This is a genomic window from Streptomyces sp. NPDC052101, assembly GCF_040680235.1.
Lineage (GTDB): Bacteria > Actinomycetota > Actinomycetes > Streptomycetales > Streptomycetaceae > Streptomyces.
Genome location: NZ_JBFAWH010000002.1, coordinates 208,739 through 225,422 on the forward strand (window position 1 = coordinate 208,739; position 16,684 = coordinate 225,422).

15 protein-coding genes are annotated in these 16,684 nt (G+C 71.8%); 5 read left to right on the forward strand and 10 right to left on the reverse strand.

The window, feature by feature from the left end:
- The first annotated feature begins 179 nt into the window (after positions 1 to 179).
- Positions 180 to 632 carry a hypothetical protein gene (locus tag AB0L75_RS04620; RefSeq protein ID WP_365175275.1) on the forward strand — a complete coding sequence of 151 codons (453 nt, stop codon included), beginning with the start codon at positions 180 to 182 and terminating at the stop codon, positions 630 to 632.
- A gap of 94 nt (positions 633 to 726) precedes the next feature.
- Positions 727 to 1,683 (forward strand): hypothetical protein, encoded by a 957-nt coding sequence (locus AB0L75_RS04625; RefSeq protein WP_365175277.1) that lies wholly within the window; start codon positions 727 to 729, stop codon positions 1,681 to 1,683.
- Between the two features lie 39 nt (positions 1,684 to 1,722).
- Here AB0L75_RS04625 and AB0L75_RS04630 read toward each other — a convergent pair whose 3' ends face one another.
- The 3 genes from AB0L75_RS04630 to AB0L75_RS04640 are packed head-to-tail and all read right to left on the reverse strand — an operon-like array spanning position 1,723 to position 4,027.
- A complete protein-coding gene (locus AB0L75_RS04630; protein ID WP_365175279.1) occupies positions 1,723 to 2,571 on the reverse strand; it encodes a phosphatase PAP2 family protein in 849 nt (282 codons plus the stop codon).
- A complete protein-coding gene (locus tag AB0L75_RS04635; RefSeq protein WP_365175281.1) occupies positions 2,568 to 3,380 on the reverse strand; it encodes a polyphosphate polymerase domain-containing protein in 813 nt (270 codons plus the stop codon). Before AB0L75_RS04635 ends, AB0L75_RS04630 begins: the two co-directional genes overlap by 4 nt.
- Positions 3,377 to 4,027, reverse strand: a complete 651-nt coding sequence (locus AB0L75_RS04640; protein WP_365175283.1) for a DUF4956 domain-containing protein — start codon at positions 4,025 to 4,027, stop codon at positions 3,377 to 3,379. The genes AB0L75_RS04635 and AB0L75_RS04640 overlap by 4 nt, the downstream gene beginning before the upstream one ends.
- Positions 4,028 to 4,125: 98 nt before the next feature.
- Here AB0L75_RS04640 and AB0L75_RS04645 point away from each other — a divergent pair, with 98 nt between their 5' ends.
- Positions 4,126 to 4,851, forward strand: coding sequence for a response regulator transcription factor (locus tag AB0L75_RS04645; RefSeq protein WP_365175285.1), 726 nt, complete (start codon positions 4,126 to 4,128; stop codon positions 4,849 to 4,851).
- The gene (locus AB0L75_RS04650) at positions 4,848 to 6,254 is read left to right on the forward strand and encodes an ATP-binding protein (RefSeq protein ID WP_365175287.1); all 1,407 of its coding nucleotides are present in this window, start codon (positions 4,848 to 4,850) and stop codon (positions 6,252 to 6,254) included. Before AB0L75_RS04645 ends, AB0L75_RS04650 begins: the two co-directional genes overlap by 4 nt.
- 64 nt (positions 6,255 to 6,318) lie before the next feature.
- Here AB0L75_RS04650 and lysA read toward each other — a convergent pair whose 3' ends face one another.
- Together lysA and AB0L75_RS04660 are read right to left on the reverse strand one after the other, a co-directional pair.
- Positions 6,319 to 7,644: a diaminopimelate decarboxylase gene (gene lysA / locus AB0L75_RS04655; protein WP_365175289.1), complete on the reverse strand. Its 1,326-nt coding sequence runs from the start codon at positions 7,642 to 7,644 to the stop codon at positions 6,319 to 6,321.
- Between the two features lie 14 nt (positions 7,645 to 7,658).
- Positions 7,659 to 7,997 carry an SAV_915 family protein gene (locus AB0L75_RS04660; protein ID WP_365175291.1) on the reverse strand — a complete coding sequence of 113 codons (339 nt, stop codon included), beginning with the start codon at positions 7,995 to 7,997 and terminating at the stop codon, positions 7,659 to 7,661.
- A gap of 276 nt (positions 7,998 to 8,273) precedes the next feature.
- Between AB0L75_RS04660 and AB0L75_RS04665 the strand changes: the two genes are divergently transcribed.
- Positions 8,274 to 8,840, forward strand: a complete 567-nt coding sequence (locus tag AB0L75_RS04665) for a universal stress protein (protein WP_365175293.1) — start codon at positions 8,274 to 8,276, stop codon at positions 8,838 to 8,840.
- A gap of 105 nt (positions 8,841 to 8,945) precedes the next feature.
- Here AB0L75_RS04665 and AB0L75_RS04670 read toward each other — a convergent pair whose 3' ends face one another.
- The 5 genes from AB0L75_RS04670 to kdpA form a co-directional block, all read right to left on the reverse strand.
- A complete protein-coding gene (locus tag AB0L75_RS04670; RefSeq protein ID WP_365175295.1) occupies positions 8,946 to 11,489 on the reverse strand; it encodes a DUF4118 domain-containing protein in 2,544 nt (847 codons plus the stop codon).
- Position 11,490: 1 nt separating this feature from the next.
- Complete coding sequence (locus AB0L75_RS04675; RefSeq protein ID WP_365175297.1) at positions 11,491 to 12,174, reverse strand: response regulator transcription factor; 684 nt, start codon at positions 12,172 to 12,174, stop codon at positions 11,491 to 11,493.
- Positions 12,175 to 12,265: 91 nt separating this feature from the next.
- A complete protein-coding gene (locus tag AB0L75_RS04680) occupies positions 12,266 to 12,898 on the reverse strand; it encodes a potassium-transporting ATPase subunit C (RefSeq protein ID WP_365175299.1) in 633 nt (210 codons plus the stop codon).
- A gap of 5 nt (positions 12,899 to 12,903) precedes the next feature.
- Complete coding sequence (gene kdpB, locus AB0L75_RS04685) at positions 12,904 to 15,021, reverse strand: potassium-transporting ATPase subunit KdpB (RefSeq protein ID WP_365175301.1); 2,118 nt, start codon at positions 15,019 to 15,021, stop codon at positions 12,904 to 12,906.
- Positions 15,021 to 16,682: a potassium-transporting ATPase subunit KdpA gene (gene kdpA / locus AB0L75_RS04690; protein ID WP_365175303.1), complete on the reverse strand. Its 1,662-nt coding sequence runs from the start codon at positions 16,680 to 16,682 to the stop codon at positions 15,021 to 15,023. Before kdpA ends, kdpB begins: the two co-directional genes overlap by 1 nt.
- Between the last annotated feature and the right edge of the window lie 2 nt (positions 16,683 to 16,684).

Consider the following 16,684-nt stretch of genomic DNA (forward strand, 5'->3'; position numbering starts at 1 on the left):
GTTCAAATCCCGCCACCCCGACAGCCGTAACACAGGACAGGCCCGGTGCTGAGAGATCAGCGCCGGGCCTGTCCTGTTGTGCGGTGCCGTTTGGGGAGTCGGCTTCGGGATACGGTCCCGCGTCCCCCTGTCGGACCGCTTCACCTGTCCCCGCTTGTGGCTGCCCGTATGGTGGAGCCGTGATTGTCACGCAGACCGGTGTTCGCGCGGTCGGGGCCCGTAGCCGCCCCGCGGTGCGGGTCTGTGTGCTGGTCGCGGTCCTGCTGGGGCTGTTTCTGATGCACGGTGGTCCGGCCGCGGCCGTAGGCGGCTGCCATGGGGGGATGTCCGACGCTGCCGTCATGCACACGGCCGCCCCCGCCTCGATGGCGGCGCATTCCGACGGTCACCCCGCGGCCGCCGACGGCAAGGCCGTCGTGCGTACGGACGGGACGGTCATGCGGGGGGCGCTGTGTGTGGCCACCGCGCCCCGTTCCGCGATCCCGCTGCCTCCGCTCGCGGCGGCCGCCGTCCTGCTGCCCGCCGCCGTCCTGCTGCCGTGGGCGTGGTCGGCCGGCGGCGGCACCCGCCGCCGGGGTCCACCCATAGGCGGCCGTCGTCTTCTGCTCCAGGTGTGCATCGCGCGGACGTGACGGGACCTCGCGGCTCCGGCTTCACGCCGGGATCCCGCACAGGTCTCCCGTTCACCCGCGCCATGGCATGGCGCCCACCTGGAAAGACACACCCATGTCCCAGCGTTTTCGCACCGTCCGCCCCGCCCTCGCGGCGGCCGCCGCCACCGCGGCACTCACCCTGACCCTGGCCGCCTGCGGCTCCGGCACCAGCACGCACACCGCCGGCCACGGCGGGATGCCGTCCAGCTCGGCACCGGGCCATGGCATGGCGTCGATGCCCGGCATGGGCAGCCCGTCCGCCTCGGCATCGGCCGACGGCATGGCGTCGATGCCCGGTATGGGCACCGCGTCCGCCGGCGACGGCCTGGCCGCCGCGCGCGGCGACTACCGGATGGCCTCCACCGACTCCGGCCTGCCCGCCGGCAAGGCGACCGCGTACCGCTTCACCATCATGGGCGAGGGCGGCAAGCCGGTCACCGACTTCGCCGTCGACCAGACCAAGCGGATGCATTTCTACGCCGTCCGCTCCGACCTCACCGGCTTCCAGCACCTGCACCCGACCATGGCCGGGAACGGCACCTGGACCGCGCCGCTGGCCGCGCTGCAGCCGGGCACCTGGCGGCTGTACGCCTCCTTCACCCCGGGCAGCGGCTCCGGCAAGGGCCAGGACTTCGTCCTCAGCCGCACCGTGAAGGTGTCAGGCATGGACATGGCCTCGCCGCTGCCGGCAGCGTCCGGCACCACCACCGTCGACGGCTACACGGTGACCGTGCAGGGTGACCCGATGGCGGGTATGGCGCACCAGCTCACCGCCACCGTCAGCAAGGACGGCAAGCCGGTCACCGACCTCCAGCCCTACCTCGACACCTACGCCCATCTGACCGCCTTCCACCAGGGCGACCTGGCCTTCGCCCACCTCCACCCGGAGACCGAGGTGAAGGGCGACCACGGCGGGCCGACGCTGACCTTCCACGCCCAGTTCGCCCGGTCCGGGAACTGGAGGTTGTTCCTCCAGTTCCAGACCGGCGGCACCCTCCACACCGCGGCCCTCACCCTGCGCGTGGGCTGACGGCGGCACCTCGACCACGATCAGCGGCCAAGGCGGATGTCAGCGGCCGCTGATCGTGAGTTCGTAGTCACCGATCAGGTCGCCCAGCAGGGTCCCGGCGGTGAGGTCGCTGGTGACGTGGCCGGCCATGTAGAGGCGGGAGTAGAGGACCTCGTCCTGCATCCAGCGGTACTCCTCGGACCGGTGCGGGGAGAGGGCGGCGAGGAAGGTGACGGCCGCGGCGGAGCGGGCCGCGTGCCGGGAGGGGTAGGAGTACGGGCCCTTGGCGCCGGGCTTGATGTGCTTGTCCGGACGCAGGGTCGGGTCCAGGACGAAGGGGGCCGGCTGCTTGTCCTTGGCCGCCAGCTGGTCGCAGATCGTCTTGGCCATCTTCAGGGCCGCCTTCAGCTCGGCCTTCTCCGCCAGGCCCTGGGCGGCGGGGATCAGCTCGCGCTGGTCGTGGAGGTAGACCTTCCAGATGTCTTTCTTGCCGTTCAGCTCCAGCCAGGTGGCCGCCTTCTTCCCGGCGGCCGTACGGGTCTTGGCGAGGGCCTGGTCCTGGTGGAGTTCGGCGGTGCGCTGCGCGCCCGACGGCGGGGCGGGGATCTGCCCGGCGGCCCAGGCGGCGAAGGCCTTGTCGTCGCGGGTGGTGCCGTGCGCCTTCTTCCACTGGGCGAAGAGGGCGTCGGCCTTCGCGCGCTGGGCGTCGGCCTGCTTGCCGATCGGCGCGATCTCGGCGTCGGTGAAGAGCGGCGGGGGCGGGTTCTGCTTGATGCGGTCGGTCGCCGAGAGCTTCTTCGAGGACGCCGTGGGGATCAGCTGCGGTCGCAGCAGGCCGAAGGCGGAGGCCGAGACGGCGAGCACGGCGATGATCGCGTACTGCCATTTGACGCGGCGCAGGACGTTCATACGGCGGGGGTCCTTTCCAGGAGCGGTGCGGGGCTCGCCCCGGCGGTGAAGTGGGCGCGGGCCAGCCGGCGTACGTCGTTGTCGGGCAGGCCGGGGGTGAGCAGGGACTGACCGACGACGTACTTGCTGAGGGAGACGGGCCGGGCGCCCAGGCGCAGCAGGAGGCGGTCGGCGGGGGCGAGCCGGGCGCCGCCCTTGCTCTCGACGAGGACGTACGCCGGGTCGAGGCCGGCGGTGCGGTCCCCGCGGTGGCAGGTGAGGCCGTGGTCGAGGGTGACGCGCGTGCCGTGGTCCAGGTCGGCGAGGGTCGCGCGGACATAGCGGATCTCGGCGGAGGGGGACAGCGTCGCGGCGGTGACGGGGGCGTCCGCCCCGCGCAGCACCCCGTCGACGAACTCGGCGGCCACGTCGTCCAGTCGGCCGTAGGCGTGACCGGGGATCCGGAGGGCGTGTTTGACGGTGGCGCCGCGGCCGTCCTTCGTCTTCACCTCCACCCGGCACAGCCCGTCCTCCGCGTACAGGCGGGTGCGGACCTTCCAGCGTCGGCGGCGGCCCTGTACATGGGCCCGCCAGGCGCCGAGTTCCTCGGTGTCGAAGTAGGTGCTGAGATAGCTCGTCGTACGGCGGCCGGCCAGGTCGAGGACGTGGTGGCTGCCGGCGAGCCGGTCCACGAGGAGGCGGGCGCGGTCGAGGGGGATCAGGTACTTGCGGTCGGTGCGGTGCTGCAGCGCGGCCGCCGCGTCGACCTCGGTGAGCGTGGCACCGCGCAGCGCGGACAGGCCCAGGCCGGTGCCGAGAGCGGAGGTCATGCGACGGGCACCTGCTCGCGCGGCTCGGCGTCCTGTGCGGCGGGCTCACCCGGTACGGCGGGGTAGCGGGCGGCGACCCGGGTGGTCTCGCGGACGTAGTCGACCTCGTCGACCTCGACCGACAGCGGCGCCCGGCCGAAGCGGAAGGCGACGTCCTGGGCGATCAGGGAGGGGTCGTCGTAGATCCGGTCCAGGGTCAGTCGCACCGTGCGGGTCGGCGGCTCGTAGGCGCGCGGATCGTCCACCAGCAGGACCGCCAGCAGCACCACCGCGTCCACCGCGACGACCAGCCAGCTGTCGCGGTGCGGCAGTCCGGTGCACAGGGCTATGACCAGGGTCACGAAGGTGTAGGCGACGTCGCGCAGGGTGAAGGCTGCGCTGCGCAGCCGGACCAGCGAGAGGATGCCGAACAGCCCGAAGCCGACCCCGGCGGGGAACTTGCCCGCGCTGATCGTGCTCATCGCCGCGAACAGACCGATGTTCAGCGCGGTCAGGACCAGCGGCATCGCCGGGGCGCTGGGGCGGCGCCGGTAGAGCCAGCCGACCAGGATCAGCAGGGCGACGACGTCGAGGCCGCCGCGGGTGAAGAGGTCGGTGGGTGCGATGTGCTGGGTGATGCCCTTGGCGGCGAGCACCAGTGCGTGCATGACTGTCCCTTCCGTCCCGGCACGTCGGACGGCGGACCGGTCGCGGCCCGCGGTGCGCCGCGACCTGAAGGACGGTAGGGATCTCACATGAACAGACCATGAAGCCTTTCGCGGACCCGAGGGCGGTACGGCGGGCGGTTAGCCTGGCCGCCATGCACTACCTGGTCGTCGACGACGAGACCCGCCTCACCGACCTCGTCGTCCGCTACCTCACCGAGTCCGGGCACACCGCGGAAGGCCGTTACGACGGCCCGTCCGGGCTGGCCGCCGCCCGTGACCCCCGCCTGGACGGGATCGTCCTGGACGTGATGATGCCGGGCATGGACGGCGTCGAGGTGTGCCGGACGCTGCGCGGCGAGGGCATCGACGTGCCCGTGGTCCTGCTGACCGCGCGCGGCGCGATCGACGAGCGGGTCGCGGGGCTGGACGCCGGCGCCGACGACTACCTGGTCAAGCCGTTCGCCATGGAGGAGCTGCTGGCCCGGCTGCGGGCGATATCCCGGCGCCGCCCCGACTGCTCCGGCCGGCTCCAGGTCGGCGACCTCGTCCTCGACCCCGAGCGGCAGCGCGCCTGGCGGGCGGACACCGAACTCGACCTGTCTCGGCGGGAGTTCGCCGTCCTGCGGGTACTGATGGAGCACGCCGGCCGGGTGGTGACCCGGCTGCAGCTGCTCGACGAGGTCTGGGACGGCGAGACCGACCTGCGCAGCAACGCCATCGACGTGCACGTCTCCAAGGTGCGCGCCAAGGTCGACCGCGCCTTCGGCCGTACGACGATCACGACCCTGCGCGGACGCGGCTACCGCCTGGAGACCGCCTCGTGACCCTGCCCGGCCGGCCCAGGACCTGGTTCGGCCGGCTGCCCGGCCGGCTGCGGGCCTGGTTCGGCCGGCTGCCCGTCGTCACCCGTCTCGTGCTGGCCGTCGCCGTCACCATGTCCCTCGTCCTGACCGGGACGGCCGGACTGGTCTACTGGCGCGTCCAGACCGCCCTGGACCAGCAGCTCCACGACGACCTGGCCGCCTACCGGCACAGCCTCGACCGGGCCCTGCGCACCGGCACCGCACTGCCGCCGGGCCCCAGCGGCAGCCTCTACCAGATCCTCGACGCCCACGGCCGGATCCTGCGCTCCAGCACCGCCGTCGGCCGGCAGACCCTGCTCACCCCCGCCGAGCTGGACTCGGCCCTGCACGGCGACCTGGTGCGCCGCGACGTCGGCTCCCTGCTGCCGATCACTCCGGACACCCTGCGTCTGCAGGCCGAACGCGCCGGGACCGGCGGCGGGACCCGCGTGATCGTCGCCGCGGTCCGCCGCGGGCACCGCGACGAGGCGCTGCGCGAACTCCTCGCCCAGCTCGCCCTCGCCTCCGGACTGACCCTGATCGCCGCCTCGTACGTCGGCTACCGCACGGCCCGCGCCGCGCTGCGCCCCGTCGAGCGCTACCGCACCGCGGCCGCCACCCTCGCCGACGGCGCGCAGAACCTGCGCCTGGACGTGCCCGCCGACCGCGAGGACGAGATCACCCGGCTCGGACACACCCTCAACCGCATGCTCGACCGCCTGGAGGCATCCGCCGTCCGCGAGCGCCGGTTCGTCGCGGACGCCAGCCACGAACTGCGCACCCCGCTGTCCCTGCTGCGGGCCGAGGTCGACGTCGCGCTGCACCGCCCCCGCTCGGCCGAGGAGCTGAACCGGACCCTGCGCTCCGTGGACGCCGAGGTCCAGCGCCTGATCGTTCTCTCCAACGCCCTGCTGGACCTGGAGGAACTCGGCAGCGCCGACCACATCACCCGGGCGCCCGTACGGCTGCCCGACCTGGTCGAGACCGCCGTGGCCCCGCATCGGCGCACCGCCGAACGGGCCGGGCGGGGCCTGAGGGCCGACGCGGCGGACACGACCGTCGACGCCGACGCCGGATGGCTGGTGCCCGCCATCGGCAACCTCGTCGGCAACGCGCTGCGGCACGGAGACGGGGCCGTCCACGTCACGGCCGGCGTCCACGAGGGCCGGCTACGGCTGCGCGTCACCGACGAGGGACCGGGCTTCCCGCCCGAGTTCCTGCCCCGCGCGTTCGACCGCTTCGCCCGCGCGGAGGCGAGCCGCACCAGCGAGGGCTCCGGTCTGGGGCTGGCCTTCGTACAGGCGGTGGCCACGGCTCATGGGGGTACGGCGCGGGCGGAGAACCACGGGGGCGGGGCCCTCGTCACGCTCGATGTGCCGTGCTGAGGGTCCTTCGGCTCAGGCGACCGCGGCTGGACCACGGCCGCACAGCCGCGCAGGCCTACAGGCTCTACAGGCCCACGTCGCGGCTGCGGATGTCCGCCAGGGTCTCGCGGCGGACCAGCAGGCGGGCGAGGCCGTCGCGTACGGCGACCACGGGCGGGCGGCCGACCAGGTTGTAGCCGGAGGCCATGGACAGGTGGTAGGCGCCGGCCACCGGTACGGCGAGCAGGTCGCCGGGCCGCGTGTCGGCGGGCAGGTCCACGTCGACGGCCAGGACGTCGCCGGCCTCGCAGTGCCGGCCCACCACGGTGACCCGGGCACGCTCCGCCGTGCTGGTCCGGCCGATCAGGCGCGGCGCGTAGCGGACGCCGTACAGGGCCGGGCGCGGGTTGTCGCTCATGCCTCCGTCGACGGCCACGAAGACATGGTCGCCGGTGTGCTTCACGGAAAGGACGCGGTAGACGGCGATGCCCGCGGGGCCCGCGATCGCCCGGCCCGGCTCGATGATCAGGCGGGGCACCGGCAGCCCCACCGTGGTGCAGGCGTCGGCGAGTTCGGTGCGGACCTTGCGGGCCAGCGCCGTCAGGTCCAGGGCCTCCTCGCCGGGACGGTAGGCGATGCCGTGGCCGCCGCCGAGGTCGAGTTCGGGCAGGACCAGCCCGTGCTGCTCGTGCAGCCGGCTCATCAGGCCCACCATGCGGCGCACGGCGACGAGATACGGCTTCACGCTCGTGATCTGCGAGCCCAAGTGGCAGTGCAGACCGGTGAGTTCGAGCTGCGGCTGGTCCAGCATCCGGGTGATGGCGTGCTGGGCGTACCCGTCGGAGATGCTGAGGCCGAACTTCTGGTCGTCGGTGCCGGTGCGGATCTTCTCGTGGCCGCCCGCGCTGATCCCGGGCACCACCCGGACCATCACCTTCTGGTGCCCGTCCGGTCCGACGGAGGCGGCCAGCCGGGCGATCTCGGCGGGGCTGTCGATGACGATCCGGCCCACGCCCAGGCGCAGCGCGGTGTCCAGGTCGCGCGGGGACTTGGCGTTGCCGTGCAGCACGATCCGCTCGGCCGGGAAGCCCGTGGTGACGGCGAGTTCCAGCTCACCGGCGGAGCACACGTCCAGGCCGAGGCCCTCCTCGTCCATCCAGTGGGCCATGGCCCGGCACAGGAACGCCTTGGCGGCGTACAGGACTTCGGCGTCGGGGAAGGCGTGCAGATAGGTGCGGCAGCGGTCGCGGACCTCGGCCTCGTCCAGGACGTAGACGGGGGTGCCGAAGCGGTCGGCGATCTCGGCGAGCGGTACGCCGCCCACGGTGAGGTCTCCGTGCGGCGGTTCGGTGGTCGAGGCGGGCCACACCAACAGGTCGGCGGTGGTGGCGGGTTCGTGCACCGTGGTCATCTGTGCTGCCCCTCTCAGGCGATCCGCAGCGCGGGAAACTCGGACGGAACCGGCGTGACCGGCCTCACGGCCGGGGCGGTGAACTGCGGGTCCACCATGAGGGCGGTGACGCCGAGCGGGGCGGTCAGCGCGCGCAGGGCGGGCTCGGCGAGGCGGATCCACGCCTGGCCGGCACCGAGTGTGGTGGTCAGCCGGCGCTCGGAGGTGAAGCCGACGGCCGTGCGGTCGCCGAGCGGAGTACGGAAAAGCCGGGCCGCGCACCCGAAGGGCCCCGGCCGGACCGGGACGTACAGGGGTCCGGCCGGGAACGGATCGGAGGGCTCGGGGTCTTCGCCGTAGCGGAGTTCTGCCATGGGGTGCCTCCCGAAAGGCAGGGAGCGAGGGATCTGGGTGCCCCGGACGCGGGGAGGCGGACCGGGGCTCGCCGTCGACGTTATGCCCGCCGTCCCCGTGGCCCCGGTGTGCCCTGACGGGACGCTGACGCCGATCCGGACGACCTTGACGGCACGCTGACACCGCTGGCGGGAGCGGCTGGAAAGGGGCGTCAGAAGGGCGTCAGGAACGGGCGTACGGGCTGTTCGGAAGCGGTCGGGCGCGGTGTCATGGAGGGGATTTCCGAGGAGGAACCGATGTCCGAGTACCGCCCTCCCACGGCCGTCCGGGTCGTGGTGGGAGTGAGCGGCTCGATGGGCGGCGCGACCGCCCTGAGCCGGGCCGCGGTCGAGGCCAGGCGCCGGGGAGCGGAGCTGTGGCCGGTGCTGGCGTGGGAGCCGCCGGAGGGCGATCTCGCCGCCCGCAGGTTCCCCGGCGCGACCGCCATGGTGCCGCAGTGGGAGCGGCTGGCGCGCGAGCGGCTCGTGGCGGCGCTGCAGGAGGTGTTCGGCGGCGCGGACACCGGGCTGCCGGGGCAGGCGCTCGTCGTCCGGGGGGCGCCCGGGCCGGCGCTGGTGCGGACCGCGGACCGAGAGAACGACATCCTCGTCGTCGGCGCGGGGCAGCGGGGCCGGCTGCACCGGGCGCTGTGGCCGTCCGTCAGCCGCTACTGCCTCGCGCACGCCACCTGCCCCGTCCTCGCGGTGCCGCCGTCGCCGTTGCAGGCGGAACTGACGGCCGTGCACCGCCGGAACGCCTGGCGGCTGCGGCTGAACACGGGGCACCTGGAACGGGAGTTGCACATGGCGCCGCCGGAAGCCTGAAGTCGCGGGGAGGGGACGCTCACCGGCGCCGGCGGGGTGCCGACGCGCCCACCTCTGCCGCCCTGCGGCACGACTGCCCGCAGCGGCGGCGCGACCAGCCCTCGACTACCCGCGGCCGCCCGGCACGAGGAGTCCCCCGGGCCGTTCGCGATCCGGCGTCGTCGGTACGGCGAGGACCATCGTGAGCCCCCCGCCCGGCGTGTCCTCGGCGAGCAACGTGCCGCCCACCGCCTCGGCGAAGCCGCGGGCGACCGCGAGGCCGAGCCCGACGCCGACCCCGCGCGGAGCGTCCCCGTACCGCTGGAAGGGTTCGAAGATGCGGTCCTTGGCCTCGTCCGGGACGCCCGGCCCGCGGTCGACGACCCGCACCTCGACCCGGTCGGCGAGGGCGCTCGCCGACACCAGCACCCGCTCCCCCCGCGGGCTGTACTTGACGGCGTTCTCCACGACGTTCGCGACCGCCCGCTCCAGCAGGCCCCGGTCGACGTAGACCATGGGCAGGGTCTCGGGGATGTCCAGCTCCACGCTGTCCTCGGGGACGCCGCCGAGCGCCATCGGCACGACCTCGTCGAGGTCGGTCTCGCGGATGATCGGGGTGACCGTGCCGGTCTGCAGGCGGGACATGTCCAGCAGGTTGCCGACGAGGTGGTCGAGCCGGTCGGCGCCCTCCTCGATGGCCTCCAGCAGGTCCGCCTGATCCCGCTCCGACCACTCGACGTCGTCCGATCGCAGCGAGGTGACGGCGGCCTTGATGCCGGCGAGCGGGGTGCGCAGGTCGTGGCTGACGGCGGCCAGCAGCGCGGTGCGGATGCGGTTGCCCTCGGCCAGTTCCTTGGCCCGGTCGGCCTCGCTCTGCAGCCGCTGCCGGTCCAGGACCACGGCGGCCTGCGCGGCGAACGCGGCCAGCACCCTCCGGTCGGCGGCGGGCAGTACCCGGCCGCGCAGGGACAGCGCCATGTGGTCGCCGACCGGTACGTCGACGTCCGCGTCCTCAGGGATCCGCGCGGGCTCGGGCCCGACGCTGCCGGCGCAGGTCCAGGGGGCCGTCTCGCCGGAGCGCTCCAGCAGGGCCACCGACTCCATGCCGAAGGTCTCGCGGACCCGTTCCAGCAGCGCCTCCAGGGTCGTTTCGCCGCGCAGGACGTTCCCGGCGAGGAAGGAGAGGATCTCCGACTCGGCGCGCAGCCTGGCCGCCTGATGGGTGCGCCGGGCCGCGAGGTCCACCACCGAGGCCACGGACACGGCGACCCCGATGAAGATCGCGATGGCGACGATGTTCTTCGGGTCGGCGATGGTCAGGGTGTGGACGGGCGGGGTGAAGTACCAGTTCAGCAGCAGCGATCCGACCATCGCCGAGGCCAGCGCCGGGAGGAGGCCGCCGAGCAGGGCCGCCGCGACCGTCAGCGTCAGGAACAGCAGCATGTCGTTGGCGAGGCCGACGTCCGGGACGGCGCCGGTCAGCAGCCAGGTCATCAGCACCGGGCCCAGCACGCCCACGGCCCAGCCCCAGATGACCCGGGAGCGGCCGAGGCGGGCGCCGCGCGCCACCGGCAGTCCGCGGCCCTTGCCCGCCTCGTCGTGCGTGATGAGGTGCACGTCGAGGTCGGGACCGGACTCGCGGGCGACCGTGGCGCCGACGCCCGGCCCGAAGACGTACTGCCAGCTGCGGCGGCGGGAGACACCCAGCACGATCTGGGTGGCGTTGACGCCCCGCGCGAAGTCCAGCAGGGCGGCCGGTATGTCGTCGCCGACGACATGGTGGAAGGTGCCGCCGAGGTCCTCCACCAGGGTGCGCTGGTCGGCCAGTTCCTTCGGGGAGGCGGAGGTCAGGCCGTCGCTGCGGGAGATGTAGACGGCGAGCACCTCGCCGCCGGCGCCCTTCTCGGCCAGGCGGGAGGCACGCCGTATCAGGGTGCGTCCTTCGGGGCCGCCGGTGAGGCCGACCACGATCCGCTCGCGTGAGCCCCAGATGGTCGAGACGCGGTGCTCGCTGCGGTACTCGTTGAGATACTCGTCGACCCGGTCGGCCACCCACAGCAGGGCCAACTCCCGCAGCGCCGTCAGGTTTCCGGGCCGGAAGTAGTTGGACAGGGCCGCGTCGACCTTGTCCGGCTTGTAGATGTTGCCGTGCGCCATCCGGCGGCGCAGCGCCTCCGGGTCCATGTCGACCAGCTCGATCTGGTCGGCGCGGCGTACGACCTCGTCGGGAACGGTCTCCTGCTGCCGGACGCCGGTGATCGACTCGACCACGTCGCCGAGGGACTCCAGGTGCTGGATGTTGACGGTCGAGATCACGTCGATCCCGGCGGCGAGCAGTTCCTCGACGTCCTGCCAGCGCTTGGCGTTGCGGGAGCCGGGGATGTTGGTGTGCGGCAGTTCGTCCACGAGCGCCACCTGGGGGCGGCGCGCGAGGACGGCGTCCACGTCCATCTCGGTGAAGACGCCGCCCCGGTAGGTGAGTTCCCTGCGCGGCACCTGTTCCAGGCCGTGCAGCATCACCTCGGTGCGCGGCCGGCGGTGGTGTTCGACGAAGGCCACGACACAGTCGGTGCCCCGCTCGATACGACGGTGCGCCTCCGCCAGCATCGCGTACGTCTTGCCGACGCCGGGTGCCGCGCCGAGGTAGATCCGGAACCTGCCGCGTGCCATGTCATCCCTCGAAGCGGTAGCCCATGCCGGGCTCGGTGATCAGATAGCGGGGCTGCGAGGGGTCCGACTCCAACTTGCGGCGGAGCTGGGCCATGTAGACCCGCAGGTAGTTGGTCTTGTTGCTCTGCGAGACGCCCCAGACCTCCTGGAGCAGCTGTTTCTGCGTGATCAGCCGGCCGGGGTTGGTCACCAGTATCTCCAGCAGATGCCACTCGGTCGGGGTCAGCCGTACGTCCCGGCCGGACCGTACGGCCTTCTTGGCGAGCAGGTCGATGCTGAAGTGCTCCGTCTCGACCAGTGTGGTCTCGGGGACGAGCGGGGCGTCGTCGGTGCGGCGGACGGCGGCCCGCAGCCGGGCCAGGAGTTCGTCCATGCTGAACGGCTTGGTGATGTAGTCGTCCGCGCCGGCGTCGAGCGCGGCCACCTTCTCGTCGGAGGCCTGCCGGGCGGACAGGACCATGATCGGCACACGGCTCCAGCCGCGCAGCCCCTTGATGACCTCGACGCCGTCCATGTCGGGCAGGCCGAGGTCCAGCAGCACGACGTCGGGCTGACGCGCGGCGGCGAGCCGGAGGGCCGTGGCACCGTCGGGGGCGGCGTCCACGCCGTAGTGACGTGCCTGCAAGTTGATGACGAGGGCCCGCACGAGCTGCGGGTCGTCCTCCACCACGAGCACCCTGGTCATGGGTGTGTGCCTCTCCTGTCATGCCTGCGGGAGCCGGCGACACCGGGATTCCTCCCGGGCGCCGGCTCCCGTCGCGAATCGCTTAAGACCGTCACTTCTTGGCCACGAGGTCCTTGAGCGCGATGTTGAGTTGAAGGACGTTCACCTGGGGATCGCCGATGAAGCCGAGGGTGCGGCCCTGGGTGTGGTCCTTGACGAGCTTCTCCACCTGGGCGACGGACAGCCCGTTCTTCGCGGCGATCCGGTGGACCTGGAGTTCGGCGTACTCCGGGGAGATGGCCGGGTCGAGGCCGGAGCCGGAGGAGGTGACGGCGTCGGCGGGGATGTCGGACGGCTTCACCGTGTAGCCGGGGACTGAGTTGTCCTTGACCACCTTGGCCCTGGCGTCCTCGACCTGCTTGATGAGCGCCTTGCTGTCGGCGGACAGGTTGGTGGCCCCCGAGAGGATCAGCTTGTACTGCGTGTTGACGCTGTTCGCGCCGAGGCCGCCCGCCGGGCGGGGCTGGAAGTAGTCGAGGCTGTAGCCCTGTTGCCCGATCAGGGACGAGCCGACGACCTTGCCGTCCGCCTTGATCTCGGAACCGTTCGCCTTGTTGTTGAACAGTGCCTGGGCGATGCCGGTGACGACCAGCGGGTAGATGACGCCGGTCACCAGGGTCAGTACGAGGAGGGCCCTGAGGCCCGCCCCGAGCAACCGGGCGGTGTTCGTAACGGAGTTGTTCATGGCCATCAGCCGATTCCGGGGATGAGGGAGATGAGCAGGTCGATGATCTTGATGCCGATGAAGGGCGCGATCAGGCCGCCGATGCCGTAGATCCCGAGGTTGCGGCGGAGCATCTTGTCCGCGCTCATCGGCCGGTACCGCACGCCCTTCAGGGACAGCGGCACCAGCGCGATGATGATCAGCGCGTTGAAGACGACGGCCGACAGGATCGCGGAGTTGGGCGAGGACAAGTGCATGATGTTCAGCTTGTCCAGGCCCGGGTAGACCGCCGCGAACAGCGCCGGGATGATCGCGAAGTACTTCGCGACGTCGTTGGCGATGGAGAACGTGGTCAGCGCGCCGCGCGTGATCAGCAGCTGCTTGCCGATCTCGACGATCTCGATCAGCTTGGTCGGGTTGGAGTCGAGGTCGACCATGTTGCCGGCCTCCTTGGCGGCCGACGTACCGGTGTTCATCGCCACGCCGACGTCCGCCTGCGCGAGCGCGGGCGCGTCGTTGGTGCCGTCACCGGTCATCGCGACCAGCTTGCCGCCGGCCTGCTCCCGCTTGATGAGGGCCATCTTGTCCTCGGGGGTGGCCTCGGCGAGGAAGTCGTCGACGCCCGCCTCCTCGGCGATGGCCTTCGCGGTCAGCGGGTTGTCACCCGTGATCATGACCGTCTTGATGCCCATGCGGCGCAGTTCCTCGAACCGCTCCCGCATGCCCTCCTTGACGACGTCCTTCAGGTGGATGACACCCAGCACGCGGGCGCCCTGCTCGTCGTTCACGGCGACCAGCAGCGGGGTGCCGCCGGCCTCGGAGATGCGGTTGGCGATGGAGTCGGCGTCCTCGGCGACCGTGCCGCCCTGCTCCTCGACCCAGGCGATGACGGAGGCCGTGGCGCCCTTGCGGATACGGCGGCCGTCGACGTCCACACCCGACATACGGGTCTGGGCGGTGAACTCGATCCACTCGGCGTGCGCCAGCTCGCCCTGGTGGCGTTCGCGCAGCCCGTACTTCTCCTTCGCCAGGACGACGATGGAGCGGCCCTCGGGGGTCTCGTCGGCCAGCGAGGACAGCTGGGCCGCGTCCGCGACCTCCGCCTCCGTCGTACCGCGCACCGGGACGAACTCGGCGGCCTGGCGGTTGCCGAGCGTGATCGTGCCGGTCTTGTCGAGCAGCAGCGTGGAGACGTCACCGGCGGCCTCGACCGCACGGCCGGACATGGCCAGGACGTTGCGCTGCACCAGCCGGTCCATGCCCGCGATACCGATCGCGGAGAGCAGGGCGCCGATGGTGGTCGGGATCAGACAGACCAGCAGGGCGACCAGCACGACCATGGTCAGGTGCGTGCCCGCGTAGGTGGCGAACGGCGGCAGCGTGGCGCAGGCCAGCAGGAAGACGATGGTCAGCGAGGCGAGCAGGATGTTCAGCGCGATCTCGTTGGGCGTCTTCTGCCGGGCGGCGCCCTCGACCAGGTTGATCATCCGGTCGATGAAGGTCTCGCCGGGCTTCGTCGTGATCTTGATGACGATCCGGTCGGAGAGGACCTTCGTACCGCCCGTGACGGCGCTGCGGTCGCCGCCGGACTCCCGGATGACCGGGGCGGACTCACCGGTGATGGCCGACTCGTCCACCGAGGCGACGCCCTCGACGACATCGCCGTCGCCGGGGATCACATCGCCGGCCTCGCAGACCACCAGGTCACCGATCTTCAGCTCGGTACCGGCGACCACGGTCCCGTGGACCTTGCGTGCCACGGTGTCGGTCTTGGCCTTGCGCAGGGTGTCGGCCTGCGCCTTGCCGCGGCCCTCGGCGACCGCCTCCGCCAGGTTGGCGAAGATCACGGTCAGCCACAGCCAGGCGCTGATCGCCCAGCCGAACCAGTCGCCCGGGTCCTTGAAGGAGAAGACGGTGGTCAGGACGGAGCCGATCCACACCACGAACATCACGGGCGACTTGACCATCACCCGCGGGTCGAGCTTGCGGAACGCGTCCGGCAGCGACTTGACCAGCGCCTTGGGGTCGAAGAGGCCTGCTCCGACACGGCCCTCGGCACTCTTGTGCCCGGTCGGCGCGTCCTGATGGGGCGCCAGGGTGGGAGTGGACATGGAGTCCTCGTGCTTCTCGGTGTCGGTCGTCATCACGCCAGCCCTTCCGCGAGCGGGCCCAGCGCGAGGGCCGGGAAGTACGTGAGACCGGTGATGATCAGGATCGCGCCGACCAGCAGGCCGGTGAACAGCGGCTTCTCGGTGCGCAGGGTGCCCGCGGTGGCCGGGACCGGCGTCTGCTCGGCGAGCGAGCCGGCGAGCGCCAGGACGAACACCATCGGCAGGAAGCGGCCGAGCAGCATGGCGAGCCCGGTCATGGTGTTGAACCAGTCCGTGTTCGCGTTCAGGCCGGCGAAGGCCGAGCCGTTGTTGTTGGCCGCCGAGGTGAAGGCGTACAGGACTTCGGAGAAGCCGTGCGCGCCGGAGTTGAGCATCGAGTGCGGCGGGGTCGGCAGGGCCATGGAGGCGGCCGTGAAGACCAGCACCAGGGCGGGTGTGACGAGGATGTAGCAGGCGGCGAGCTTCATCTCGCGGCCGCCGATCTTCTTGCCCAGGTACTCGGGGGTGCGGCCGACCATCAGACCGGCGATGAACACCGCGATGACCGCCATGATCAGCATGCCGTAGAGGCCGGAGCCGGTGCCGCCGGGCGCGATCTCGCCCAGCATCATGCTCAGCATGGTGATGCCGCCGCCGAGGCCGGTGAAGGAGGAGTGGAAGGAGTCCACCGCACCGGTCGAGGTCAGGGTCGTGGCAACGGCGAAGATCGACGATCCCCCGACGCCGAAGCGGACTTCCTTGCCCTCCATCGCGCCGCCCGCTGCCTGGAGGGCCGGGCCGTGGTGGGCGAACTCGGTCCACATCATCAAGGCCGTGAAGCCCAGCCAGATGGTGACCATCGTGGCGAGGATCGCGTAACCCTGCCGCACCGAGCCGACCATCAGGCCGAAGGTGCGGGTCAGCGCGAACGGGATGCACAGGATCAGGAAGATCTCGAACAGGTTCGTGAACCCGGTCGGGTTCTCGAAGGGGTGGGCGGAGTTGGCGTTGAAGTAACCGCCGCCGTTCGTGCCCAGCTCCTTGATCGCCTCCTGCGAGGCGACCGCGCCGCCGTTCCACTGCTGCGAACCGCCCATGAACTGGCCGACCTCGTGGATGCCGGAGAAGTTCTGGATGGCGCCGCAGGCGACGAGGATCACTGCGGCCACGGCGGCGATCGGCACCAGGATGCGCAGCGTGCCACGCACCAAGTCGGTCCAGAAGTTGCCGAGTTCACCGGTGCGTGAGCGCGCGAAGCCGCGTACGAGGGCCACCGCGACGGCCATGCCCACGGCCGCCGACACGAAGTTCTGCACGGCCAGACCGGCGGTCTGCACGACGTGGCCCATGGTCTGCTCGCCGGAGTACGACTGCCAGTTGGTGTTCGTCACGAACGAGACGGCCGTGTTGAACGACTGCGCGGGATCGACCGAGGAGAAGCCCATCGAGCCGGGCAGCACGCCCTGCAGCCGCTGCAGCAGGTACAGGAAGAGGACACTGACGGCCGAGAAGGCGAGGATTCCGCGCAGATACGCGGGCCAGGTCATCTCGGTGTCGGGGTTGGCACCGATGCCCTTGTAGATCCACTTCTCCGTCCGCAGGTGCTTGTCGGAGGAGTAGACCTTGGCCATGTAGTTGCCGAGGGGGACGTAGACGAGCGCCAGCGCGCCTATGAGGGCGAGCAGCTGGAGCACGCCGGCGAGTACGGGACCCATGT

What these genes read in the sequence shown, in the direction of transcription:
- lysA (WP_365175289.1), bottom strand. Translation starts at nt 7,644, where the DNA reads ATGACCACGGTGCACGAACCCGCCACCACCGCCGACCTGTTGGTGTGG.
- AB0L75_RS04675 (WP_365175297.1), bottom strand. Translation starts at nt 12,174, where the DNA reads ATGACCAGGGTGCTCGTGGTGGAGGACGACCCGCAGCTCGTGCGGGCC.
- AB0L75_RS04665 (WP_365175293.1), top strand. Translation starts at nt 8,274, where the DNA reads ATGTCCGAGTACCGCCCTCCCACGGCCGTCCGGGTCGTGGTGGGAGTG.
- AB0L75_RS04670 (WP_365175295.1), bottom strand. Translation starts at nt 11,489, where the DNA reads ATGGCACGCGGCAGGTTCCGGATCTACCTCGGCGCGGCACCCGGCGTC.
- AB0L75_RS04635 (WP_365175281.1), bottom strand. Translation starts at nt 3,380, where the DNA reads ATGACCTCCGCTCTCGGCACCGGCCTGGGCCTGTCCGCGCTGCGCGGT.
- kdpB (WP_365175301.1), bottom strand. Translation starts at nt 15,021, where the DNA reads ATGACGACCGACACCGAGAAGCACGAGGACTCCATGTCCACTCCCACC.
- AB0L75_RS04645 (WP_365175285.1), top strand. Translation starts at nt 4,126, where the DNA reads ATGAAGCCTTTCGCGGACCCGAGGGCGGTACGGCGGGCGGTTAGCCTG.
- kdpA (WP_365175303.1), bottom strand. Translation starts at nt 16,682, where the DNA reads ATGGGTCCCGTACTCGCCGGCGTGCTCCAGCTGCTCGCCCTCATAGGC.
- AB0L75_RS04625 (WP_365175277.1), top strand. Translation starts at nt 727, where the DNA reads ATGTCCCAGCGTTTTCGCACCGTCCGCCCCGCCCTCGCGGCGGCCGCC.
- AB0L75_RS04630 (WP_365175279.1), bottom strand. Translation starts at nt 2,571, where the DNA reads ATGAACGTCCTGCGCCGCGTCAAATGGCAGTACGCGATCATCGCCGTG.
- AB0L75_RS04680 (WP_365175299.1), bottom strand. Translation starts at nt 12,898, where the DNA reads ATGAACAACTCCGTTACGAACACCGCCCGGTTGCTCGGGGCGGGCCTC.
- AB0L75_RS04660 (WP_365175291.1), bottom strand. Translation starts at nt 7,997, where the DNA reads ATGGCAGAACTCCGCTACGGCGAAGACCCCGAGCCCTCCGATCCGTTC.
- AB0L75_RS04640 (WP_365175283.1), bottom strand. Translation starts at nt 4,027, where the DNA reads ATGCACGCACTGGTGCTCGCCGCCAAGGGCATCACCCAGCACATCGCA.